Origin of the sequence: Chryseobacterium sp. PvR013, assembly GCF_017833095.1 — a bacterium.
Lineage (GTDB): Bacteria > Bacteroidota > Bacteroidia > Flavobacteriales > Weeksellaceae > Chryseobacterium > Chryseobacterium culicis_A.
The window spans coordinates 4,832,728-4,857,032 of record NZ_JAFIBT010000001.1; the positions used below are offsets into that span (position 1 = coordinate 4,832,728).

The 24,305-nt window shown below is 34.4% G+C and carries 24 protein-coding genes; 12 read left to right on the forward strand and 12 right to left on the reverse strand.

Features of this window, described 5'->3' with window-relative positions:
- Position 1 precedes the first annotated feature (1 nt).
- The 7 genes from JOE44_RS22015 to JOE44_RS22045 all read right to left on the reverse strand — a co-directional run bounded on the left by JOE44_RS22015 (position 2) and on the right by JOE44_RS22045 (position 6,564).
- Complete coding sequence (locus JOE44_RS22015) at positions 2-1,042, reverse strand: serine hydrolase domain-containing protein (RefSeq protein ID WP_245169844.1); 1,041 nt, start codon at positions 1,040-1,042, stop codon at positions 2-4.
- A 165-nt stretch (positions 1,043-1,207) separates the two neighbouring features.
- Entirely contained in the window at positions 1,208-1,939 is a 732-nt protein-coding gene (locus JOE44_RS22020) for a class I SAM-dependent methyltransferase (protein ID WP_209787555.1), read from the reverse strand.
- Between the two features lie 88 nt (positions 1,940-2,027).
- Positions 2,028-2,228: a YqaE/Pmp3 family membrane protein gene (locus JOE44_RS22025; protein WP_209787557.1), complete on the reverse strand. Its 201-nt coding sequence runs from the start codon at positions 2,226-2,228 to the stop codon at positions 2,028-2,030.
- 29 nt (positions 2,229-2,257) lie between these two features.
- Entirely contained in the window at positions 2,258-2,641 is a 384-nt protein-coding gene (locus JOE44_RS22030) for a tetratricopeptide repeat protein (protein ID WP_209787559.1), read from the reverse strand.
- A gap of 101 nt (positions 2,642-2,742) precedes the next feature.
- Positions 2,743-3,162 (reverse strand): DUF1801 domain-containing protein, encoded by a 420-nt coding sequence (locus JOE44_RS22035; protein ID WP_209787561.1) that lies wholly within the window; start codon positions 3,160-3,162, stop codon positions 2,743-2,745.
- 11 nt (positions 3,163-3,173) lie between these two features.
- A complete protein-coding gene (locus JOE44_RS22040; RefSeq protein ID WP_209787563.1) occupies positions 3,174-4,202 on the reverse strand; it encodes a PIN domain-containing protein in 1,029 nt (342 codons plus the stop codon).
- A 343-nt stretch (positions 4,203-4,545) separates the two neighbouring features.
- Positions 4,546-6,564 carry a M3 family metallopeptidase gene (locus JOE44_RS22045; protein WP_209787565.1) on the reverse strand — a complete coding sequence of 673 codons (2,019 nt, stop codon included), beginning with the start codon at positions 6,562-6,564 and terminating at the stop codon, positions 4,546-4,548.
- 212 nt (positions 6,565-6,776) lie between these two features.
- On the opposite strand from JOE44_RS22045, the gene JOE44_RS22050 reads away from it, so the two are divergent.
- The 5 genes from JOE44_RS22050 to rimM all read left to right on the forward strand — a co-directional run bounded on the left by JOE44_RS22050 (position 6,777) and on the right by rimM (position 9,899).
- Positions 6,777-7,307 carry an SRPBCC family protein gene (locus JOE44_RS22050; protein WP_209787567.1) on the forward strand — a complete coding sequence of 177 codons (531 nt, stop codon included), beginning with the start codon at positions 6,777-6,779 and terminating at the stop codon, positions 7,305-7,307.
- 156 nt (positions 7,308-7,463) lie between these two features.
- Positions 7,464-7,913 carry a GreA/GreB family elongation factor gene (locus JOE44_RS22055; RefSeq protein WP_209787570.1) on the forward strand — a complete coding sequence of 150 codons (450 nt, stop codon included), beginning with the start codon at positions 7,464-7,466 and terminating at the stop codon, positions 7,911-7,913.
- Between the two features lie 167 nt (positions 7,914-8,080).
- Positions 8,081-8,590, forward strand: coding sequence for a nitroreductase (locus JOE44_RS22060; RefSeq protein ID WP_209787573.1), 510 nt, complete (start codon positions 8,081-8,083; stop codon positions 8,588-8,590).
- 185 nt (positions 8,591-8,775) lie between these two features.
- The gene (locus tag JOE44_RS22065) at positions 8,776-9,342 is read left to right on the forward strand and encodes a 30S ribosomal protein S16 (protein ID WP_209787576.1); all 567 of its coding nucleotides are present in this window, start codon (positions 8,776-8,778) and stop codon (positions 9,340-9,342) included.
- A 14-nt stretch (positions 9,343-9,356) separates the two neighbouring features.
- The gene (gene rimM / locus JOE44_RS22070) at positions 9,357-9,899 is read left to right on the forward strand and encodes a ribosome maturation factor RimM (protein ID WP_209787579.1); all 543 of its coding nucleotides are present in this window, start codon (positions 9,357-9,359) and stop codon (positions 9,897-9,899) included.
- A 123-nt stretch (positions 9,900-10,022) separates the two neighbouring features.
- Here rimM and JOE44_RS22075 read toward each other — a convergent pair whose 3' ends face one another.
- The 5 genes from JOE44_RS22075 to JOE44_RS22095 form a co-directional block, all read right to left on the reverse strand.
- Positions 10,023-11,675, reverse strand: coding sequence for a serine hydrolase (locus JOE44_RS22075; protein WP_209787582.1), 1,653 nt, complete (start codon positions 11,673-11,675; stop codon positions 10,023-10,025).
- An 89-nt stretch (positions 11,676-11,764) separates the two neighbouring features.
- The gene (locus tag JOE44_RS22080; RefSeq protein WP_209787585.1) at positions 11,765-12,679 is read right to left on the reverse strand and encodes a response regulator transcription factor; all 915 of its coding nucleotides are present in this window, start codon (positions 12,677-12,679) and stop codon (positions 11,765-11,767) included.
- Positions 12,680-12,847: 168 nt separating this feature from the next.
- Positions 12,848-13,687, reverse strand: coding sequence for an SDR family oxidoreductase (locus JOE44_RS22085; protein ID WP_209787590.1), 840 nt, complete (start codon positions 13,685-13,687; stop codon positions 12,848-12,850).
- 186 nt (positions 13,688-13,873) lie between these two features.
- Complete coding sequence (locus JOE44_RS22090) at positions 13,874-14,680, reverse strand: helix-turn-helix domain-containing protein (protein ID WP_209787593.1); 807 nt, start codon at positions 14,678-14,680, stop codon at positions 13,874-13,876.
- A complete protein-coding gene (locus tag JOE44_RS22095) occupies positions 14,677-15,606 on the reverse strand; it encodes a helix-turn-helix domain-containing protein (protein WP_209787596.1) in 930 nt (309 codons plus the stop codon). Before JOE44_RS22095 ends, JOE44_RS22090 begins: the two co-directional genes overlap by 4 nt.
- A 105-nt stretch (positions 15,607-15,711) precedes the next feature.
- Between JOE44_RS22095 and JOE44_RS22100 the strand changes: the two genes are divergently transcribed.
- From JOE44_RS22100 to rpoN, 7 genes are all read left to right on the forward strand, one after another.
- Complete coding sequence (locus tag JOE44_RS22100; protein WP_209787599.1) at positions 15,712-16,359, forward strand: hypothetical protein; 648 nt, start codon at positions 15,712-15,714, stop codon at positions 16,357-16,359.
- A complete protein-coding gene (locus JOE44_RS22105) occupies positions 16,356-16,820 on the forward strand; it encodes a hypothetical protein (RefSeq protein WP_209787613.1) in 465 nt (154 codons plus the stop codon). Before JOE44_RS22100 ends, JOE44_RS22105 begins: the two co-directional genes overlap by 4 nt.
- A gap of 18 nt (positions 16,821-16,838) precedes the next feature.
- Complete coding sequence (locus JOE44_RS22110; protein WP_209787616.1) at positions 16,839-17,912, forward strand: fatty acid desaturase; 1,074 nt, start codon at positions 16,839-16,841, stop codon at positions 17,910-17,912.
- Positions 17,913-17,937: 25 nt separating this feature from the next.
- Positions 17,938-18,579, forward strand: a complete 642-nt coding sequence (locus JOE44_RS22115) for a hypothetical protein (RefSeq protein ID WP_209787618.1) — start codon at positions 17,938-17,940, stop codon at positions 18,577-18,579.
- A gap of 155 nt (positions 18,580-18,734) precedes the next feature.
- Positions 18,735-20,480 carry a helix-turn-helix domain-containing protein gene (locus tag JOE44_RS22120; protein WP_209787621.1) on the forward strand — a complete coding sequence of 582 codons (1,746 nt, stop codon included), beginning with the start codon at positions 18,735-18,737 and terminating at the stop codon, positions 20,478-20,480.
- 753 nt (positions 20,481-21,233) lie between these two features.
- On the forward strand, positions 21,234-22,682 hold the full coding sequence (gene asnS, locus JOE44_RS22125; protein WP_209787624.1) for an asparagine--tRNA ligase: 1,449 nt from the start codon (positions 21,234-21,236) through the stop codon (positions 22,680-22,682).
- 159 nt (positions 22,683-22,841) lie between these two features.
- Entirely contained in the window at positions 22,842-24,305 is a 1,464-nt protein-coding gene (gene rpoN / locus JOE44_RS22130; protein WP_209787627.1) for an RNA polymerase factor sigma-54, read from the forward strand.

Consider the following 24,305-nt stretch of genomic DNA (forward strand, 5'->3'; position numbering starts at 1 on the left):
ACTAAGGTTTTTTTGCTGAGGTTTTGATTTCTTGTAAAGCAGCCTTAGCAATATTTCGGGTAACTTCTGTAGGAGAGTGGCAGTCACAATTGCTGAGCCCTATCACATAGAGATCTTCACCTGGAATGTAAACTCCCATGCTTTTAAATCCAAATACACTTCCTCCATGCTCACGATCAGGTGTTCCGTTAATTTCTTTCAGATGCCATCCGTATCCATAGGTAAACTCTTCACCATTGTTCAGCTTATATTTTTGAAAAGCTTTTTGGGTTTCTTTTGAATTCAGTAAAGTATTTTGATTCAGAGCTTGCTGCCATTTCAGCATATCATCTGCGGTAGACATCAACGAACCGGAAGAAAACGGAACACTGAAACTAATCACGGTTTTATTCACAAACCCCTGTTCTTTTTTGTGATAGCCGTAAGCTCTCTGAGGAATTACTTTTCTGTCGGAAGCGTAATAAGAATGGCTCATTCCTGCTTTATCAAAGATATTTTTCTTAATAAAATCCTCATAAGAAGTTCCGGAAACCAGTTCAATGATGTATCCCAACACGACATACCCGGAGTTATTGTAATCAAACTTCTCTCCTGGTGCAAAGTCGACAGGTTCGTTTTTGAAAAAATTGACCATTTCTTCAGGCTTCATTTCTTTTTGAGCAATAGAAGGCAAAGATTTTATTTTCGTAAAATCTTTAATTCCCGAAGTATGGGTCAGAAGGTGGTGAATGGTAATTTTATCTCCGTTAGGATAATCTTTGATGTATTTCGAAACGGGATCATTAACATTAAGTTTTCCCTGCTGTTCAAGCATCAGAATCGCCACAGCAGTAAACTGTTTGGTCATTGATCCGATCTGGAAAACCTGATCCGATGTCATATTGACATTGAGTTCGAGATTGGCTTTTCCAAATGCCTTACGATAGAGACTTTTTCCGTTTTGAGAAATTAAAAAAACACCTCCCGGTTCCTCTTTATTTCCAAATTCAGTCTGGATAATACTGTCAATTTTCTTTTCATATCCTTTTGTTTGTGCCTCCATTGTTTGAGTTAAAAATGGCAGCAAAACAAAAGCGGTTATCAATTTTTTAATAATCATAAGTATGTAATTTGTTATACAAAGATATGATTTATTTTTATTACTATGTTATACAATATAGTTGTTTGTAATTGTGTCCTGAAAAAAATGATATTGATATTTTAAAAACTATTTTACAGCAGAGATGATTAACATCATAGGTCTGCGGAGTTCCTCTTTCATCTCCGGAATCTCCTTAAGCATTTCCTGAACTGGTTCAGGTTCAATAACTTCTTTAAGGGTGAAGCCATGTTTTAATAATGTATTTAAATAAGAAGTTAAAGTACGGTGGTATTTGATTACATTTTCTCCCAGAAAAGTAGTGTTTCTCTTTCCTTCTATAAAATATCGGTCGACAGGCCAGCATATTTTCTGACCGTCTTTATCATATAGCCAATCCTGGCCACCTTCTGCGGTAAAAACAGGATGCTCTACTGAAAATACAAATGATCCGCCAGGAATAAGCCATTTATAAATAAGCTGAGCGATGGTATCGAATGATTCTACATAATGTAAGGTGAGAGAACTTAATATGATGTCAAATTTTTCAGCAGGATAATCCACTTCTTCCAGAGCTTTTCTTTCATAATGAATTCCTTTCATATTATTAATTTCCTGAGCTTTAGCCAGCATTTTTTCTGAAAGATCAATTCCGATGACTGATTGAGCTCCGTTTTCTATCGCATAGCGGCAATGCCATCCGAAACCACAGCCAAGGTCAAGAACATCTTTTCCTTGAAAATCCGGCAGCATATTTTTCAATGTGTGCCATTCTCCGGCTCCTTCCAATCCTATCTGAGAACGAAGCATTTTTTCATATTGGTCGAAAAATGACGGCTGGTTGTATTTATTTTCTTTCATAGCTTGCAATTTTTCTGTTACTTAAAAGGAACTACAGCATTCAAATAAAGTCCTTAAATTATAGAACTTTCAATTGCAGATCATGCGTCTAGCGTTTATTTTCCCGCATTGCTTTAATGAGTTTATCATTTCGTTGATCTGCTCTTGCATTATTTAAAGAAAGTACTGCCCAGATTGCGGCAGGAAGCCATCCGATCAGAGTGATCTGTAAAATCAGACAGATAATTCCGGTGAGAACTTTTCCACGGACCATGAAAGATAAGAAAGGAAGTAATATGGCTAGTAACATGATTTTAAGTTTTTAATTGAACTGATTTTTTACCGGGACTGAGGATCAAAATACGCTTTAAAAGTAAGAGGATCTTCAATGGTATCCTCGGCTTCTTCAAGATATTCCAGATACTCTTCCTGATGTTTCTCCATATAAATAAGCACAATGGTCAAGTTTACAAAAAGATTTTTGTCTTTAGAACCCAAATCTAATGCCATTTTTAAGTAGGCCAGGGCCTTTTCATTTTCACCCATATCAGAATAAACAGCACCAATACTAATTAAAGCTGCCGTATTTTTAGGCTCAATAAGCAAAATTTCATCTAATTCTTTGACCAATAGATCGTTTAAGGTGTCCCAATGGTCTTCATTTTCCCATCTTTTAGCCTGAAGTTTTTTTACGTTTTCTAATCTTAGTGTTATGCTGCTCATTATTTAAAATTACAGAATGGATGTTTATTTATAAAGTACAAATTTAGCTTTCTTAGAATAGATATGGTGTTTTTTAAGAGTAAAAAGAATTTCAGTATTTTTTATTCTTTAAGTCCATCCAGTATCGCTGCTTTCAGTATTTCAATGTTAATATCTTTCAGAGCTTTAAATTTAACACAATATCCTGTTACGCTGGCTTTACCTATTTTTTCTCCATACGTTTCGGATAAATATTTTTTATCACTGATGTTCATAACATAGATTGAGATACCGGTTGTATTGGCGCTCATTCCGATCTGGTAAAAGTCCCGGGTTTTTCCACCTGCATATTGCAAGGTATACAATCCATATCCGATATTAGGATTAGAAACGGTTTTATTTTCACTGTCTTTACCATCAAGAAACCATAGCTGGCATTCCGGCATGAGCTCAAGAATGGTTTGGTGAAGTTCCTGCATATCATTGCGTTTTGGTTCAGGCTGGCTGTGGATATAATTTTGGATTTGTTCTTGGATATTCATATATAATATATTTAATTTATTATATCAAAGTAAATTTCATCTATAGAAATATTATTACTAATGTTTTCCAAGGTAACATATAAATTTATTTTGATGTAATTTAACTCCATTAAACCTTCAGTGAATGAGTTGTAATAATACTTTTTATCAAATCCTATTTCGATTTCGGTTTCTATTTCATGCTCAAACTTTATAATTAGATCTTTGTTTGACATTTCATAAACATAGAAATTTTCAGAATTACCAAAGAAGACTCTATTTAATTTTATTTTACCATTGGACTTTAAATCAGGATTTTGTTTTTCAAACCAATTACAAATTTCTTTAGCTTCATATACCTCAAAAGTTTCTTTGATCTTTTCTAGATATAGGTTTTTGTCAATATTTGTATTCAACCACTCGGAACTAATAGAATTTATATGTTTTGAATGCTTTTCTATGAAATCTTTAATATTACTGAAGTAATAAATTTGTGTTTCAAATTCTTTAATTTCTTCTAATAATAATGGATGTAAATTATTTTTATTGTTTTCATCAGCAAAATCTTTAACATTATTACTTATGAATATGACACTATCCTTATATGAATACATTCTTATATATTCTATAATTGATTCCCATAAAACGGCATCTTTAAAGCCAACACCATTTATTCTAAAAGGTCTTTTCTTATTAACTGCTCTTTGTATTATTTGATTAAACGACGAATTCTCCAATTCAAAAACTTCATTATATTCTGAAATTTGGAATTTTTCCAATAGGTTGTCTTTGAATATTTTCTTTTGTTTTTCAAAATCTATATCCTTTAAATCACTTGGCCCTTCAGCTAATAATCTACTTAATTCAAAGTTTGTTCTTTTAAAAGCATCATGTTTTTCTTTTAATTCTTCTTCATATAGCTTTTCAATTTCTTGCATGACTATATTTAATAAAATTAAATTAGAGTGAGTTTTTTCTATATAATCAAATATGACTTCAAAATCTTTTGAATTAAGAAAGAAATCAGTCCTAAGAATATTTGTGTCAAGAATAATATCCATAATTTAAATATTTAAAACACCTACTTTTATGATAAAAATAAGTTTTAAAATTTTTTGTATAATATAAATAATACATGGTTAGGTATTTATCGTGGAAAATGCGAGAGACTATAAATGAAATATTTACTATTGAAATTCTTTTTATCATTGCATTTATTTCAGGCTGGTCGCTGATATAGTCTTTGATTTGTTCCTGAATAATCATATGGAATTTAAAGTTATTAGGAGACTAATTTACAAATTTTCATAAAGTACAATGAAGGACTTTTTGTAAAACAAAAAAAGAACAGCAATCGCCGTCCTTTTTACATTTATTTTTTCTGTCACAATCTGAATATATATCCTATCCAAATGCTCTTTTCAATAAGCTCTCTACTTTCGGCTCGCTGCCTCTGAAATTTTTATAAAGCTCCATTGGATCTTTTGTTCCACCTGAAGACAGCAATACTTTATACTTGGCCGCAATCTCAGGATTGAAAATTCCGTTTTCCTTGAAATACTGGAAAGCATCAGCATCCAGAACTTCTGCCCATTTGTAAGAATAATATCCTGCAGAATATCCTCCCTGGAAAATATGAGAGAAACTTGGACTCATTGCCGTTTCTGAATTTGAAGGATAAAGTGTGGTTGCTTTGGTATACTTATCTTCAAACTCTTTTACACTTTCATTCTGTAATTCTTCAACTTTCGTATGATAGTTCATATCCAGAAGTCCGAAGCCTAATTGTCTTAATGTTTGGTAGCCTTCCATAAAGTTTTTAGACTGCTCAATCTTTTCAATTTTTTCGTCAGGAAGTACTTCTCCCGTTTTATAATGCTTTGCAAACGTTTTTAAGAACTCAGGTTCATAACAGAAGTTTTCCAGAAACTGTGATGGAAGTTCCACAAAATCCCATTTTACAGATGTTCCGGAAAGGGTAGGATATTGGGTATCCGCCATCATTCCGTGAAGAGCATGCCCGAATTCATGGAACAAAGTAGTCACTTCCTGGAATGTCAGTAAGCTAGGGGTATCTTTTGTCGGTTTGCTGAAGTTGCAGACAATGGAAATATGCGGACGGGAATTCTCACCGTTTTGTTTGTACTGATTTTTGTAGCTGGTCATCCATGCACCGGCTCTTTTTCCTTTTCTTGGAAAATAATCAACGTATAAAAGAGATTTGTAAGTCCCGTTCTCTTTTACTTCATATACTTTTACATCCTCGTGGTATTTCGGAATATCATTTCTTTCCTCAAAAGTTAATCCGAAAAGTTGTTCTGCCAACCCGAATACAGCATCCTGTACCTGATCTAACGGGAAATAAGGTTTCAGTTCCTCATCATTCAGGTCATATTTCTCTTTACGAAGTTTTTCAGCATAAAATGCGTGATCGTAGCTCTGCATTTCTTCAATTCCGTCAGCTTTTGCTAAAGATTTTAATTCTTCAATTTCTTTATCAGCATAAGGTTTTGCTTTGGTTAGAAGTTCATTCAAAAAGTCAATAACTTTTACCGGAGACTTAGCCATTCTCTCTTCCAGAACAAAATCTGCATAGTTTTTATATCCGATAAGCTCAGCTTTCTGTTGTTTAAGAGTAAGCAATTCTTTAATCAGATTCTGGTTGTCATATTCTCCGCCGTCAAAAGATTTTTTACCATTGGCTAAGGCGAGTTCCTTTCTCAGTTCACGGTTTTCGGCATAGGTCATAAACGGAATATAGCTTGGATACTGTAACGTCACTACCCAGCCTTCAAGATTTCTTTCTTTTGCTTCCTCCGCATATTGATCGATGATGGCTTCAGGAATTCCTGCAAGATCTTCTTTATTGGTAATATGTTTAAAATAGGCATTGGTAGAAGCCAGTACATTTTGTCCGAACTGTAAAGACTTTAAAGAAAGATCCATACTGATTTTCTTTAATTTTTCTTTGTCTTCCTCATTCAATAAAGCTCCGCTTCTTACAAAACCTTTGTAGGTTTCATTCAAAAGCATTTCCTGCTCTTCGTTGAGATTATAATTTTCCTTTTCATCATATACTTTTTTGATTTTATTGAAAAGGGCTTCGTTTTGAAATATTTTTGAAGAATATTCTGTTAAGATCGGGGAAACTTCCTGAGCAATTTGCTGAATTTCGTCGCTGGTTTCTGCAGAATTTAAATTGAAAAAAATATTGGATACCACATCCAGCTGCTCTCCTGAATAGGCCAGTGCTTCAATTACGTTTTCGAAAGTAGGTGATTCAGGATTGTTGACAATAGCCTCAATTTCTTCTTCAGATTTTTGAATCAATTCCTGAAATGCCGGAAGATAATCTTCATTTTTGATGGCATTGAATGGTGCCGAATGGTATGGAGTGTTAAATTTTTCTGTTAAAATATTCATTTTTGATCTTTTTATATAAGGTAAATTTAATGATTCATTGGGAATCAAAGCTGAAACGCGCAAAAATAATGCCTCACTGGCGGGTTATGACAAAAATACCTTATCTTTATTTAATCTTGTCATATGGAAAGAGGGAGTGATGTGGGAATATTTAATTTTGAGAACAGATTTAAAAGTCATCATTAAAATAAATAACCTTAAATATATAGACTATGAAAACACTCTTAAAAATTATTGGTACCATCATCGTACTGATTATTATCTATGCTGTCATTGCCATGCTCACTTTCAGTAAAGATTACCACTATGAAAAATCTATTGTAATCAATGCACCACAGGAAAAAGTATGGAGCTATACAGGGAATTTAAAAGGATATAACCAATGGGATCCTTTCTCCAAAGCGGATAAAAACATTGTCATTACCTATTCCGGAAACGGAGATAAAGTAGGAGATTCCTATCACTGGAAAGGAGATAAAAATGTAGGTGAAGGAGAGCAATCCATTACTGAACTGATACCGAACCAGAAAATGAGTACAAAACTTCACTTTATAAAACCTTTTGAAGGAGATATGAAAGCTAATTTCATGTTGGTTCCTGAAGGAAGTGGTACCAAAGTAACCTGGATGATAGATAATGAACTGACTCCCATGATGAAGGTTATGAAACCTTTGATGAATGGCAATATGGACAAAATGTTCAGCCAGGGGCTGGGCGATCTGAAAAAACTTGCTGAAAAATAATAAAAAGCCTTGTAAAGTTTACAAGGCTTTTTTATTGCAGTCCATTATTGGAACTGAATCCCATTTTCTTTCTCCTTTATTTTTGTAAGCGTTATTTTTGTAAAGCCAAAGAAATATTATTCTAAAAATATTATCTTTATATAAAGAATAGATTGTATGGAGAAGATTGTATTTGAAAAAAGTGATATCAGAGACTTTGTAAAGACTACCATCGCAGAGAAAATTGAAAAATTGAAAAACTTTATCGAATTTACCCTGGAAGCCAGCCGTGACATCAAAAAAACTCCGAAATATGACAGCATGAGAGAAGAAATGCAGGAGGAGATCTATCAGATGCAGCGACAATTGGGAGCTTTGAATGATCTTAAAAGAAATATGGCAAAAGTTCTCAATACGGCCACTGAAAGAGTACAGCTCGGTTCGTTGGTTATTACCAATAAAGCCAGATTTTATATTTCTGTGTCACTGGGAGAATTCTTTTTTGAAGGAGACAGGTTCTATGCCATATCTCCGGAAAGTCCTATGGCTAAGGAGATGATGGGCAGAAAGAGCGGTGATGAATTTACTTTAAACAAAATCCATCAGAAGATTGTTGAAGTATTGTAGAATATAAATCTTTATATACAGGCTTTGAATAGGAAACCTTATGAGAAATGGTTTTCTATACTCTTTTTTTAGTCTTTTTTATCCTGAAAAGGTTAGTCATCATCAGGAAGTAAATACTTAACATTTTAAATGGAAGAGATTGAATTCCATGTTGTAAATTTGCAGGTATGAATAATGCATCCATTTTAAAAGAAATCATAGAGCAAAGAAGAAGTATTTTTCCAAAAGATTATACTGATACAGAGATATCTCAGGAAGTGTTGGAGGAAATTTTAAATGCTGCCACATTTGCTCCTAATCACAAACGTACCAAACCTTGGCGTTTCAAAATATTCAAAGGAGAAGAAAAAGCACAGCTTGCGTCAGAAATGCAGGCGATCTATAAGACAGTTACACCAGAACAGCTTTTCTTAGAGAAAAAATACAACGATATTGGTTTTAAAATCAATAAAGCTGATGCTGTAGTTTCCATTGTTGTCAATTTCAGCGGAATGGTTCCTGAGTGGGAAGAAATAGCGGCTACCTCAATGGCAGTTCAGAACATGTATCTTACCTGTACTGCAAATAATATCGGATGCTACTGGAGTTCTCCTAAAATTGTAGAGGAGTTGAAAAACTCTTTAACCATTGAAGAAAACCAGAAATGTCTGGGACTTTTCTATATGGGAACAATATAATATGGTTTTAATATAACAATCTGAAAATTTACCAATGTAACAATCAGTTTAAAAAAGGACCAAAATATTGTTTCCCTATTAGATTGATAAATTGTTATATTTATTAATTGTTAAATTAGAATTTTTGTTTATCTTTGCACTCTTAAATATTTAACTGGGACGAGTTCCCGTAAAATTCAAACATTATGTCAGTAAAAATCAGATTACAAAGACACGGTAAAAAAGGAAAACCTTTTTTCCACATCGTGGTTGCAGATTCTAGAGCTAGAAGAGATGGTAGATTCATCGAAAAACTAGGAACTTACAACCCAATTACTAATCCGGCAACTATCGAATTGAACGTTGATTCTGCTGTACAGTGGTTAAACAACGGTGCTCAGCCTACTGATACTGCTAGAGCTATTCTATCTTACAAAGGTGCTCTTTACAAAAAACACTTACAAGGTGGTGTAGCTAAAGGTGCTTTTGACGAAGCTGAAGCTGAAAAAAGATTCAATGCTTGGGTAGAAGCTAAAGATTCTAAAGTACAAGGTAAAGTAGAAGGTTTAGCAACTGCTAAAGCTGACGCTAAGAAAGCTGCTTTAGAAGCTGAAGTAAAAGTAAACGAAGCTAGAATTGCTGCTGCTGCACAAGTTGAAGCTGATGCTAAAGCTGCTGAAGAAGCTGCAAACGCACCTGCTGAAGAAGTTGTTGCTGAAGCTACAGAAGGAGAAGCTCCTGCTGCTGAAACTGAAGAAAACACTGAAGCTTAAGAACAAACCCTGTTATGCGTAAAGAAGATTGCTATTTTTTAGGTAAAATCACACGCAGACATGGACTTGCGGGTAACGTAATCCTTAAATTGGATACCGATCAACCCGAGCTTTACAATAAATTGGAATCAATATTCGTTGAAATCAACGGATTATTGGTTCCATTTTTTATTGAAAAATCATCATGGAGCAAACTGGATGCTCTGAATCTTGCATTCAAAAACTCTTCTGAGGCTATGGTGGATCAGGTGTTGGGTAAAAGTGTTTACCTTCCGCTTACTTCACTGCCTAAACTTTCAGGAAAACAATTCTATTACCACGAGATCATCGGATTTGAAATTTTTGATCAAAATGATAGCAATTGTGGGGTGATCAGATCCGTAAACGATCAGACAGCACAGGTATATTTCATTACCAATCTGGATGGAAAAGAAGTGGTTATTCCTATGATCAAAGACTGGATTCTTGAAGTTGACAGAGAAGAAAGAACCATCAAAATGGAACTTCCTGAAGGTCTTATTGATGTTTTTCTTATTCCTTCAAAGAAAGACGAATAGTTTTGCAATAAGCAATAAGCAATAAGCAATAAGCAATAAGCAATAAGCAATAAGCAATAAGCAATAAGCAATAAGCAATAAGCTATTCTTTCACTATTTTCACATTACTATTTTCATTACTGATTATTCATTACTCATTTTTAATGCGGGTAAAAGATAATCCTGTACTATTTTTTCGGATTGCTGATGGGCATAAGGCTTGTTGTAAGCTTGCGCTGTAATCACGATGACAACAGGAATTTTCGTAAAAATAATAATTTTGTTCCCTCCATTTCCACTGGACTGGAAAGCTTCATAATTATTGTTTCCTACTGTATAAACTTTTCTCCAGAATAAATATCCATATCCTTCAAAATCAGGATTATCTGTGAAGTAATTGGTGAAAGATTTCTTAATCCAATCCTGAGTCAGAATCGTTTTCCCATTCCAGATTCCGTTATTTTTATACAGTTGCCCGAATTTTGCAAAATCAAGAGCTCTCATGCGTAATCCTCCGGCCAGAGAAGGCTTTTGCTGTGGAGTAAACTGCCATTTGTAATTCGTAATTCCAAGAGGATGAAATAGTTTTTTATCTGCATAGTTTTTCAGACCTTGTGGAACTGTTTTATCTAAAATATCTCCGGTTAACACAACCCCGGCCGTGAAATAACTCCAGTTTTTTCCTATCGTATTCTCAGTCATCGGCAGATCCAGAGTAAATTTTACCCAGTTTTCAGTCGGATACATATTTTCTTCATTTCCGGGAGAATCATAATTCTCATCGTTTCCATCAAATCCGGAACTCATGGTTAATAAGCTTTTTAGGGTAACATTTTCTTTTTGAGAAGAATTGTTTTTAAACTGATTCAGGTTATAAAATTCCTTCAGATTTTGATCTTCACTTTTTAAATATCCTTCTTTGATCGCAATTCCTGTTAATGCCGAAGAAAATGATTTTCCTACTGAGCGGGTGTCCTGCAGAGAGTCTCTTCCGGAGCCGTTGAAATATTCTTCAAGAAGTAATTTCCCTTCTTTGATAATGACAATTCCTGTTATATTTTTAAACCTGTTTTCTGCAATTTTCCTGTTCAGAGATTTGATGATCTCCGTATTGATTTTCTCATGAGAAATCTTCCATCCGCTATTGGATTGAATAGACTGAATAGCGATTTGCTGCTCCGTAATATTTTGAACTGGAACAGTAAGGTTGATTTGTCCTTCTGCAATAACAGGTCCTGTTTTGATTGTGGAAACATGGAGATAAGGACGTATTTCAATGTTTAAGAGGTGATTTCCCGGTGTCAAAGCATCAATTCCATTATGGGCCATATAAAAACGCATCCATAAATACCTTCCCCATGAATCTTCATTTTTACTGCTGAGAAGAGGAATTCGCAATGTCGTTTTGACTTTTTTATTTTCTGCTGTACCTGCTCCTGTATTGAGATTTTCTGTATAAATCAGCTTTCCGTCCACATAAAATGAGAACTGATAATTTCCTTTTTTGAGAAGTTCTTCTGCTGTCCAGTTGGGTTCAAGCTGATGCAGATTGTTGACAAGAGAGTTATCAAAGAAAGCATGAATGGCAAGATCTCCGTTTTCCTGAAACACAGAAGAAGTGAGAAAGTCCGAATCTTTCAGGTTTTCAAGAGCTATAGTTTTATTAACGAAAACAATCTTACCAACATTATTTTTTTGAATCGGATTTTCAATTTTTTCTGGATTGACTATGTTTTTGTTTTGTCCGTGATAAAGATAAAATGTAAAAATAAAGATCAATAATAGAACAGGTTTCATTGCTAGAAGTATTTAAACAAAAGTAACAAACTTCTTCATGGTAAAATAGAATGAAATTAACATTACTGTTTTATTATTTGCGATCTATTCTAATTGAACAATTTTCTAAATTCTCCAGGAGACTGATTCGTCTTTTGTTTAAAGAGTTTACTGAAAGACTGCGGATGTTCAAATCCCAATTCATAAGCAATTTCACTTACCGATAAGTTTGTGGTACTCAAACGCTCTTTGGCAGAATCAATTAATCTATTCTGAATATGCTGCTGTGTATTTTGCTGCGTATGCAAACGGAGCAGTGTTCCCAGATAGTTTGGAGAGATATTCATTTGTTCGGCAATGGTTTTTACAGATGGAATACCATTTTCAAGGAGATTTCCGTTTTCAAAATATTGAGAAAGGATATCTTCGAATTTGTACAATAATTCATGACTTGATTTTTTTCTGGTGAAAAATTGACGTTCATAAAAACGGTCAGAGTAAACCAGCAATAATTCAATCTGGGCGATAATCAATTCCTGGGTAAATTTATCCGTATTGGACTGATATTCGCGTTCAATATTTTTAAAAATTTCTACAAGGATTTTCTCTTCCTTATCAGAAAGGAAAAGTGCCTCTTTTACCTGATAACTGAAGAAATCATATGATTTTATTTTTCTGGTTAACGAAGTATTCCACAGAAAATCAGGATGAATAAGCAATAAAAATCCTGTGGGTTCTACCTCAATATCCGGATTGATTTCAAGACTTAAATATTGCTGTGGCGAAACAAAACACAACACTCCTGAATCAAAATCATATTGCTGTTGCCCATAATTGAATTTTGGAGTGACATTCTTTTTCAAACCAATTGAATAAAAACACTGAATCCACTTCAGCTCTTCATTGTCAACGATATAACGAACCTTGCTGTAATCTATCACACTGATCAACGGATGCTCAGGATTAGGAAGCCCACAGAAAGTATGAAAATCTGATATAGAATTAAAACGAACGGGTTGTTTCATAAGAGCTAAGTTAGTTGTTTTTGTAAAAAGTGTATTGCATGATCTTAAAAAGTCTTCGGCTCCGCGCTGACTGACTTTTGTAACACTTTATATTTAATTAATCTGTATAAATTGAAACGTCAAGTATTAGGAATGTCACCCTGAGCGGAGTCGAAGGATAGTATCAAATTAAATGGCAGTAGAAACAGTCAAACTTTCCCATTTCTCAGCATCTTTCTTTAAAATATCAATTTTATTATTGAGAAACTCCATCGTTCCTACACCCAATAATAAATGTACAGGAGGATTTTTCTCTTTACTGATCTGGATGAGAACATCAGCTGCCTTTTCTGGATCATTGGGTTGGTTTCCGTTGATTTCATTGAGGTGTGCCTGTTCAGAATTTCTTGCCGCTTCGTAAGCCTGAATAGGATTTGAAGGTGTTTTTACAGAATCTTTAGTTAAAAAATCGGTACGGAAATATCCGGGATAAACCACAGTAGCATGAACTCCAAAATCTTTTACTTCTTCGGCCAGTGCTTCCGTAAATCCGGCCACTGCAAATTTTGTAGAACAGTAAATTCCCCAGCCCGGAAAATTAGCAGAATATCCCCCAACAGAAGAAATATTGAAGATGTTTCCTGATCTTTGTTCACGAAGGTAAGGCATAGCATTTCTGATCACATTCAATGTTCCGAAAACATTCACAGCATAATTTTCTCTTGCTTCTTCATCGGTAAGTTCTTCCAGCGTTCCGATCTGTCCATATCCCGCATTGTTGACAACCACATCAATTCGTCCGAAATGTTCAACCGTTTTTTCAATGGCAGATTTTATATCATTATTGTCTGTAATGTTGACGCTGAGTGGAAGGAAGCTTACTGATGTTTCTCCGATAGTGGAGATCAGGGATTCAACGGTACGGCTTGTGGCAGCAACCTGAAATCCCTCGGATAGTAATTTTTTTACCAACTCGAATCCTAAGCCTTTTGAAGCTCCTGTCACGAACCATACTTTTTTTGTTTCCATTTGTAAATATTTTTTTGTTTAAATGATGGTACAAAGATGGAAACTTACAGAAGGGTAAATGTAGCCGAATCGGGGAATGATGTATCCAAATCGTGAATGATGATCTCTCAAAATGTCATTCTGACGCAGGAAGAATCTCTTTAGTGGTCAATTGTTTGAAACATCCTCTTACTTTCAAATAGAGGTTCAATGAATTTTCAAAAGATTCCTGTATTTCAAAGGGGTAATTCCAATGTTTTCCTTAAAACACCGGATAAAATGACTCTGGTCTGAAAAACCGCATTCCAGAGCAACATCTGTTAAAGTATGAGGTAGCGCAAGAAGTTCCAGAGATTTATTAAGTTTTAATTTTCTTAGGTATTCGCCAAGATTACAGTGGAAATATTTGTGGAAATCCCTGCTGAGATGAATAGGGTGAATGTCCAGTATATTGGAAAGTTCAGTGAGACTGAGGTTTTCTGTAAAGCTTTCATGTAAAATTTCATTAATCTGGCTTACCCACACGGGTTTTCTTTCCGAACTTTCCTTCTGATGGGTTAACTGGCTGAAAAGGTTTACTAACAGCTGATTAACGGCCAGTTCAAAAGAAATATCGTAAGTTTTGGTTTCTTTGAACATCTGATACACCAATAGTTTCAAGGCTGGATTTTTTATATTAATGCTGCCTTCCACTTTATTTTTTTGAATATCAAAACGGTCAAACCAGCTTTGGGAGAGCTCGATATGAAAACCTCTTGTAAAAACATCAGGTTTACTATTGTAATGCGGATCTTCCCAATGATGGTACAATAATGTTCCGGCAGAACAGCTGTAAGTTTCTTTTTTATTTCCTTCCTTCATATTGCCCTGAAGCAGGAAGGTAAAGTAAGCATTCTCATGATAATGCCAGTCTACGTAAGGATGTGTATATTCCGTATCAGTGATGGTTAATCCTTCTAAATTGACCATTTGATTGGTTTCTCCAAAATATTCGCCGTTACGAAGAGTATTCATGATAAATTTTGTTTTAATCGGTCAATCTGTTCATACATTTTATTAAAAAACATTTTCCTCTCTCTGTTCCCGGATTCATTCAGTGATCTTGAGTTTTTGATCTGATGTTCAAAATAGCTCAGAGAATCTTCACAGGTGATTTTATCATTGGTCATCATATATCCGAACATGCTGAAAGGAACAAAAAAAGAACATTGCTCTTCATTTTTGAATAAAATACTGTTGTTTAAAATTACTAAATCATTCACATATATTTGGAAATTAGTTTTTTCCAGTGTTTTGATTTCGAGTCCTTCCAGTAATTTTCTCAGATCCTCCAGAATGAGATCCACATCATTCTTTTTTAACAATCCCATTTCATAATAAAATGAAATTTGCCTCAATGCACTCATAATGGTGGTGTCATTCCATATTTCCGTTACATTTTGTTTATCATAAAGATCTTTCAGCATTTCATTTTTTACAGAATGGTACTCCATATTAAATTCGTGAAAAGGACTTAAGAATTTATCCTGATTCAGTAGATTCATCCAGACATAAAATTTGAAACGGGACAGCACTGAATCTGAAATCGTATAAAAAAACGGGATGTCTTTTGCTGAATAAAATACTTTAGAATTGGTAATATTCTGAAAAACATTCAAAATCTTTAAAGAGTTCTCGAAGTAGTTGAGAAGATCTTCGGTAGTTTTTACAGGCTGTGTTCTTTTGACTACCAACTGGTTTTCCGTTCCCAGAAACTGATCCAGTGAGATCTGATAGTATTTGGCTAGTTCCAGAGCTTCCTCAAAACTAAACTTCGCTTTCAAAGAAGTTCTTCTGTGAGCTGCATCATAGCTGATATTAAGGATGTTGGCAATTTCATCATTTAAAGATTTTTCACCGATTTTTCTTCGGATTTCCTTGAGGAGAGCTTCCTGGTGCATAGTTTTGTGATTTTCACAAATGTAGTATTTTTTTTAATTTTTTTTCACATTCGGAACTGAGCCCTTCGCTGATAATTTTGAACTGTAATTTTAAAATAACGAGTTATGAAAACACGAATTTTATTAGCAGCAGTTCTTTTATTCAGTAGCCTGATGTATGCATCAGACAGTGTAAAAGCAGATTCTTTGAAACCAAGATTGATTGCAGCTTCACCTTCAAAGAATGTCAAGAACGTCAACGGAATTCTATTTAAATATTATGATGAAGAAGATCATTTTAAACCTAAAAAAGTAAATGGATTAGGAATGGGATTCAACGTTATGGGTATTTTCCTTCCTCCATTAATGCTTTTTACTTTACAGCCGGATCATTGGAATCTTAATAATGATTATGTAATTCTTCGCTGTGAAAAGATGAATACCATTAACGGACTTCAACTTTCATTGATCAACATGGAACCCACGGTCACCAATGGTCTGGAGATCAATATATCGAGTAATGTGAATACTTATGCGGTAACCAACGGCATGTCTGTTTCTCCATTTTTTAATCTGCATCATGAGATGAAAGGGGTTTCTGTAGCACCATTAGCCAATATCGGGCAGAAATGCAGAGGAATACAGATCGGTTTGTATAATAAATGTAAGGATTTCAGAGGAATACAGATTGGCGGATGGAATGAAAACGGAAGGAGAAAACTCCCTCTTATCAACTGGAATTTTAAGAAACAAAAAACAAATCAGGCGTTATGAAAAGGCTCGTTGTCATCACCGCAATATTTCTATGTGGCTTTCTGAAAGCCCAATTTGAAGAAATCAAAGAGAAAAAATGGCTGGTCATTCTTCTCAGCACCAGAATTGAAGGAACTTCACTGGATAATAAGGCATTCCTGTCAATAGGAACAAAACTTACTGATGGTGATAAGAATTATTACAGCTTAAGAGGCCATTTTAACTGGTGGGATGAAAGAAGGCTGCTGGTCATTCCCGAATTTGATTATTTCAGAAAAGTTGTTTCCTTTGAAGATGGAGTAGAAATATCAGCCTTATATGCAGGTGTGGGAGTTTCACCTTATGCGGTTTCGCCTAAAGCAGGAATCAACTTCTACCATTTCTTGTGTGCAGAATTCGGATACAACTTTGAATATAACACCTATAAGCCTTTTCCTATTAAAGGATTCCGATATGGTTTGGGAATTAATCTCGTCTTTTAAATAATTAATACAATGATTATGAAACCAAAAATCAGATTTAAAAAGGCAACCTCTCCCTTTTATTCAGAATTGCGTGAAGAGGTGAAAGTATTGCTTACGGACGAAGTGACAAAAAAGGCCGGCAGATTGATGATTGTGAAATTTCTGTTTTATTCTTTGAGCTTCCTGTTTTTATATGCTAATCTTTTTAATCCTTATATGGAAGATAAGAGTTGGGCTGTAGCTTTGAATTATGTTATCCTGGGTCTAACGGGAATACTATTGGCTTTTAATTGTGCTCATGACTGTGTACACAACACATTTTCCAGGTACAAAAAGGTGAATCAGATTATTTATTATATCACCTTTAATCTGCAGGGAGTGAATGCAAGACTGTGGAGAACAAGACATATTGCATCCCATCATGTATTTCCTAATGTGGATAGCTGTGATGCAGATATTGATGATAATATTTTTTTACGGTTGTCTGCACATCATCCCAAAAGGAGAATCCACGCCTATCAGCATTTATATGCTACCATACTGTATTGTTTTTACACCTTGCATTGGATTGTCATCAAAGATTTTATATATGTCAGAAAAAAAGAATTGGCCAATCTCAGAAATCAGAGACATTCTATACTGTCTGTGGCTGAAGTTATCCTGTTGAAATTAGCTTACTTCAGCTATATGTTGATTTTGCCTGTGCTTTTTACTGATATTCCGGTGATGACGATTGTTGCATCTTTTATCATCATGCATGTGACAATTTCGTTGTTTTTTGTGCTGACCCTGATCATTTCTCACCTGAGTCTTGAAACAGATTTTCCCAAAGCGGATGATAAAGGGTATCTGCCATATGATTATTATGAACATCAGTTAGCCGTTTCATTGGATTATCACCCAACCAGCAGATTAGCTAACTGGATTTTTGGTGGATTCAATTCCCACGCAGCCCATCATCTTTTTCCCGGTTTACCTCACACTGTTTATACCATTATTACTCCGGCGATCCGAAAAGCAGCTGCCAGGAATAATTTTCCATACCATGAGAAAAGTATTGTGAAAGCTGTTGTTTCCCACTATCAATATCTCAAAAAATTAAGTAAATGATTTTAAACCATTAAATACTTCAGCCATGAAAAATGATAAACTGATCCTATTTTTATTGATGTTGCCGGTACTTATTTTTTCACAAAATACTGCAACAGATACATTGAAGACCAATATTGAAGAGTCTTTTGATTATAAAAAATATTATGACTGTGATTTTGGAGAAGGAAATGTTTTGATTGTGATCAAAAAAGGAAAAGCATTTACAGACCTTACAGATTTAAGAAAATCAGGGAAAGGATTTGCGATTAAAATGGAAGCTATATATAGTATGGAGTTTAATGACGGGAAAAGATATGAATCAAGTGTGGTGAAAAAAATTACACAGGATAGTATTTCAATCACAAACTTTTTTAATGAGAATGCAGCGAAACTGGCGGGACAACCTTTTACGTTAATTACTTACCCGCTTTCCTCTTTGAAGTATGTCCGTTTTATTGATGACAGAATGTTATCTCTCTACGGTAAAAAAAATATCCGGAAAAATTTTGATCTGATTGTAAAAAGATTGGACCGCGCGAAAATGTGTCCTGCTATTATTCAATTTAAAGACAGAAACGGCGAGATGAAAGTCTGTCATTTCTACCTGACATCTCAGGGATATGATCTTTTGTATGAAAACAATGGAAAAGTATATTATCTGGAAGGTAAAGTAGAATGGAAATGATATTTGAAATGAGTATAATCTTTAATATGTATTCACTTTTTGTTGAATTATTATTTTAAATTTTAATGAAAATATGGATGAATACATGGAAAAAAGCAAAAGGAGTAGTGTATCTACTGAAGAAAAATAATATTTTTGTAATATAGCTAGGATGAATGATGAAAATAAAATCTTTACTACTGTTTTTGATTATTGGAAATGTGTTCTTTAAGGCACAGACCAATAATATAGAAAAGAATATTCCAGAGAAACGGACTTATGAAGAGTTGAGTAAAGAATTCTATAAAAGCCGTATAGGAGAAGGAAACAGTAAAAGTATTGCCAATTGTTATCTTAAAAAGGCAAAATCTGAAAAAAATACAACTCAGATTGCTGAGGGATATGTTATGCTTCATTTCGAAGAGAACTTACCTAATGCTTTAAAATATCTTGACAGCTTACAACATATTACACAAAATTCTAAAGAAAATACCTATCCGGCAAGAACTTATCTTTTAAAAGGAAACCTTTATTTTAGAAATGATAATCTCCAGTCTGCATTGAATAATTATATTTTGGGACTGAAATATGCAAAAGAAAAAGGAAATAAAAGGCAGATTGCCATGGCACATATCAATATTGCCTATCTGAATAATTATATAGGAAAACATGAGGAGACAGCAAAAGTCCTGAGGCACTATGCTTATGATGTTGATTATATGAATGAAGATGAGATAAATTCTCTCAAACTGAATCTGGCAGATGCCTATATCGAGATCAGTAAAATGGATTCTGCTTATACATTGATACAGGAAGGTTTACAGGATTCCAAGAAAAATAGAGATGTTTACCGTTATCATCAGAATCTTGGATTATTAGGATATTATAATCTGCATTCAAAAAATTATCAGAAAGCTATTGACGGTTTATTAGAGTGTAAAAAATATTTCTTTACCAATAATAATGATAGAAGAGATCAGAATTATACCCTTTTATATTTGGGGAAATCCTATGCCGGGCTTCAGGAAAAAGAAAAAGCTGTAGATTTTTTCCGGAAGATTGATTCTATGGTTCTTAAAACAAGTTATATCTATCCGGAGCTGAGGGATGTATACACTTATCTGATTGATTATTATAAAGCAAACAGTGATAAAGAACAACAGCTGTATTATGTAGATCGCTTTTTAAAGGTGGATCAAGTGCTGGATAATCAGTTCAGATATATTTCCAGAGAACTTCCGAGAAGATATGATACTCCGGAACTACAGCAGGAGAAAGAAAGTATTACCAATGAACTGACTAAAAGAAAGAGTCTGTTTTATATTGTGCTGAGTCTTTTACTGATATCACACCTGTTGTTTATCAACGTTTATTTTAAATATAAAAAATCTGAGAAAAATTATAAAAAGATTGCTCAGGATCTTATTCAGTCCGTTAATGAAAATAGGGTAGGGAAAAATGCAGAGCCGGAAACCCCAATCGAAATTCATTCTGAGATTCTTCCGGTAACAAATACGGAAAATTCTGAGGACAAGACATCCAGAACTATTTCTGAAGATATTGCACAGAATATTTTAAAAGAACTTGAAATATTTGAAAACAATGATCAGTTTTTGAACAAGGGAATTACATTGGGAAGTCTTGCCAAAAAAATAAAAACAAACTCGAAATATTTGTCGGAAATTATCAATACTTACAAAGGAAAAAACTTTGCTACTTATCTCAACGATCTTCGTATTGATTATGCCATCAGCAGATTGGCCAATGACAGAAAATTCAGGTCTTATAAAATTCCTTTTATTGCCGAAGAATTAGGATATAATAATGAACAGGCCTTCACTTTAGCCTTCAAAAAACGCACCGGAACACCACTTTCTATCTATCTGAAAGAAATCGAAAACATGTCTTCGAATCAGGGTTAATTAATTGATTTTTAATATTTTATTATTTATAAATTCATGATTTTAGGTATATAAATTTATGAATCTATAAAGCATTCACTTGTATCGTTATTCTACTTCCTGCATCTTTGCTTCAGGTAAAAACACAACCTTTTATTTTGTATGTACACAGTACAAGATATCATTCCAAACTAATGGTTAATTAAAAGATCAGGGTTAGGAACTGGATAACAAAATTATTAACGAAGCTGGTAGAAATGAGAAATAATAACCAGTAAAAAACAAAATGTAAAGAATGAAATATTTGTTCAGAATTTAGAGATGTAAAAGTGTAGTGATCATTTAAAAAATCGTAAACAGTTAAAATTAAAATCCGTTGAATCCACAACAATGTTTAAAAGTATAGTATAGTCTAAAAATGGATGTATGACCTGGTAATTTACCACGAACTTAGCACTTAAAAACTAATAACCATTTCAATAAAACTAATTCCATGAAAGCTCAGAGTAAATCAAATTTATTCTTTCTAAAGGTGATAATGTAAGTGTGTTCATTCCGGGTCAATACGGATTTTATTGAAGTTCAGGACAATATTGAGTGGAAATGTAACCTGAAAATGAAGAAGGGTTGGCAGATGAAAAAAGGTGAATTTCCTGAACTGAAAGTCTAAATACCTGTTAAATGATTTTTAAAGACAGCGCAATCATTAAGTTGCGCTGTTTTTTTGTAACTTTGCAGACATTAATTTTTATATAAAAAATTTATCATCAACAAATGGAAAAGCAAACGATCAAAGAAGTCCTAAAGGATTACAAGAAAGTATTACATCATGACATTACCGTTTACGGATGGGTAAGATCCTTCCGTGCAAATCGCTTTATTGCGCTTAATGATGGTTCTACGATTAATAATTTGCAGATAGTTGTTGATTTCGAAAATTTTGATGAAGCGATCATCAAGAATATCAGTACTGCTTCTTCTCTGAAAGTAGTAGGTGAAGTGGTGGAAAGCCAGGGAGCAGGACAGTCTGTGGAAATTATCGCTAAAAAGATTATTGTTTTAGGAGATAACTTTACAGAAGAACTTCAGAGTACGATTCTTCAGCCTAAGAAACACAGCCTTGAAAAGCTTCGTGAGCAGGCACACTTAAGATTCAGAACTAACCTTTTCGGAGCTGTATTCAGAGTGCGTCACGCTGTAAGTTTTGCAGTTCACTCATTCTTCAACCAAAACCAGTTCTTCTATATCAACACTCCGGTTATTACAGGAGCAGATGCAGAAGGAGCAGGTGAAATGTTCGGAGTAACCAACTTTGACCTGAACAACATGCCTAAAACTGAAGAAGGAGAAATTGATTTTTCACAGGATTTCTTCGGTAAAAAAACAAACCTTACCGTTTCAGGACAGCTTGAAGGAGAAACTGCAGCCATGGGATTAGGAAGAATCTATACTTTCGGACCTACTTTCCGTGCTGAAAATTCCAACACAACCAGACACCTTGCAGAATTCTGGATGATTGAGCCGGAAGTGGCATTCAACAACCTTGAAGACAATATCGACCTTGCGGAAGATTTCTTAAAATATGTAATCCAGTATGTATTGGATAACTGTAAAGATGATCTTGAATTCTTAGACAACCGTTTTGCAGAAGAGCAAAAAACAAAACCTGAGAAAGAAAGAGCAAAAGAAGGACTTATCGAAAAACTTCAGAATGTAGTGGCTAAGCGTTTCAAACGTGTAAGCTATACGGAAGCCATCGAAATCTTATTGAATTCTAAAGAAAACAAAAAAGGAAAATTCGCTTACCCGGTTGAAAGTTGGGGAACTGACCTTCAGTCTGAGCATGAAAGATACCTTGTTGAGAAACATTTTGAAAGCCCGGTAGTCTTATTTGATTATCCGAAAGAAATCAAAGCTTTCTACATGAAACTGAATGATGATAACAAAACCGTTGCCGCTATGGATGTTCTTTTCCCTGGTATCGGTGAGATCATCGGTGGATCAGAAAGAGAAGCAAGACTAGATGTTTTAAAACAGAAAATGGCAGATATGCACGTAGATGAGCATGAACTTTGGTGGTATCTTGATACCAGAAAATTCGGTTCTGTGCCGCATGCAGGCTTTGGTTTAGGACTGGAAAGATTAGTTCTTTTCGTAACAGGAATGACGAATATCAGAGATGTAATTCCTTTCCCAAGAACGCCGAAAAGCGCTGAATTCTAACACAATAAAAAAAGCCTTAATCACGAGTTAAGGCTTTTTTTATTATTTAATAGTTTATTATATTAGGATAAGTAATGCAAAAATCATGCTAAATGCGTTTTTTATCAAATAAATTTATTAAATTCGTAGAATATGTTATGTTAAAACGCAAATAAGAATATGCTTAAACAACACTTACAACTCAAATTAGGACAGAAGCTGGCCCCTCAGCAGATCCAGTTGATGAAGCTTATTCAGCTTCATACTCTTGAATTTGAAGAGGAGTTGGAGAGAGAGTTAGAAGAAAACCCAGCTTTGGAAATTGCAAAAGAAGATTCTAAGGAAGATGAATATTCTTCCCTTGAAGACGCTTATCAGGATGAGGGTACGGAAAGCATTGAAACAGATTTCGACGTCAATGAATATATCTATGACGATGAGCCAAGCTATAAAACCGCATCCAGCAACTATTCTCCGGATGATGAAGAATTTGATAACGAGAGTCTTTTAACGGAAGGACAGTCTTTATATGATTATCTTAGAGAACAGATTCATTTGGTGAATATCAGTGCTGAAGATCTGAAGATTGCAGAATACCTTATCGGGAATTTGGATACAGACGGATATCTGAGAAGAGAAATCAAGTCTATTGTTGACGATTTAGCTTTCTCACAGGGAATTTATACCACAAAAGAAAGAGTGGAAGATATCCTTGAGAATTATGTTCAGAAACTGGATCCACCCGGAGTGGGAGCAAGAGGTCTGCAGGAATGTCTGCTATTACAGATTGAAAAGAAAGTAAGCTCAGATAAAGCGGTTTCTTTGGCTGCCAATATCTTAAGACATCAGTTTGAAGCTTTAACAAATAAGCATTATAACAAAATCATTCAGAAATATGATATTGAAGAAGATGATCTGAAAGATGCCCTGGATGAAATCTCAAAACTATCTCCTAAAGTAGGAGGGAACTTTGATACACAGACGATTACAATCAATCAGGAAATTATCCCGGATTTTGTTATTCAGGTGAAAGACGGCCAGGTAATTCCTATGCTGAACAGTAAAAATGCACCTACTTTAAGGGTTTCTGAAGAATATAAAGATATTCTGACTACGTATTCCCATGATAAGAACTCATCGGAGCACAAGCAGGCTGCTTTATTTATTAAACAAAAACTGGATGCTGCAAAATGGTATATCGATGCGATTAATCAGCGTCAGAATACCTTATTACAGACCATTACAGCGATTGTAAAGTTCCAGAAGGATTACTTTATCACAGGAGACGAAAAATCACTGAAGCCAATGATCCTGAAAGATGTTGCAGATATTACAGGATTTGATATTTCTACCATTTCAAGAGTCGTAAAAAGTAAATATGCAGATACCCCTAATGGTATTGTATACCTTAAAGATCTGTTCTCAGACAGTTTAACGAATGATGATGGAGAAGAAGTTTCTACCAAAGAGATCAAAACCCATCTTCAGGAAGTTATCAATAAGGAAAATAAGAGAAAACCGCTTACAGATGATGCATTAGTAGTTATTCTGAAAGAACAGGGGTATAATATTGCCAGAAGAACGATTGCCAAATATCGTGAACAGCTCAATATTCCTGTAGCAAGGTTAAGAAAAGAACTTTAA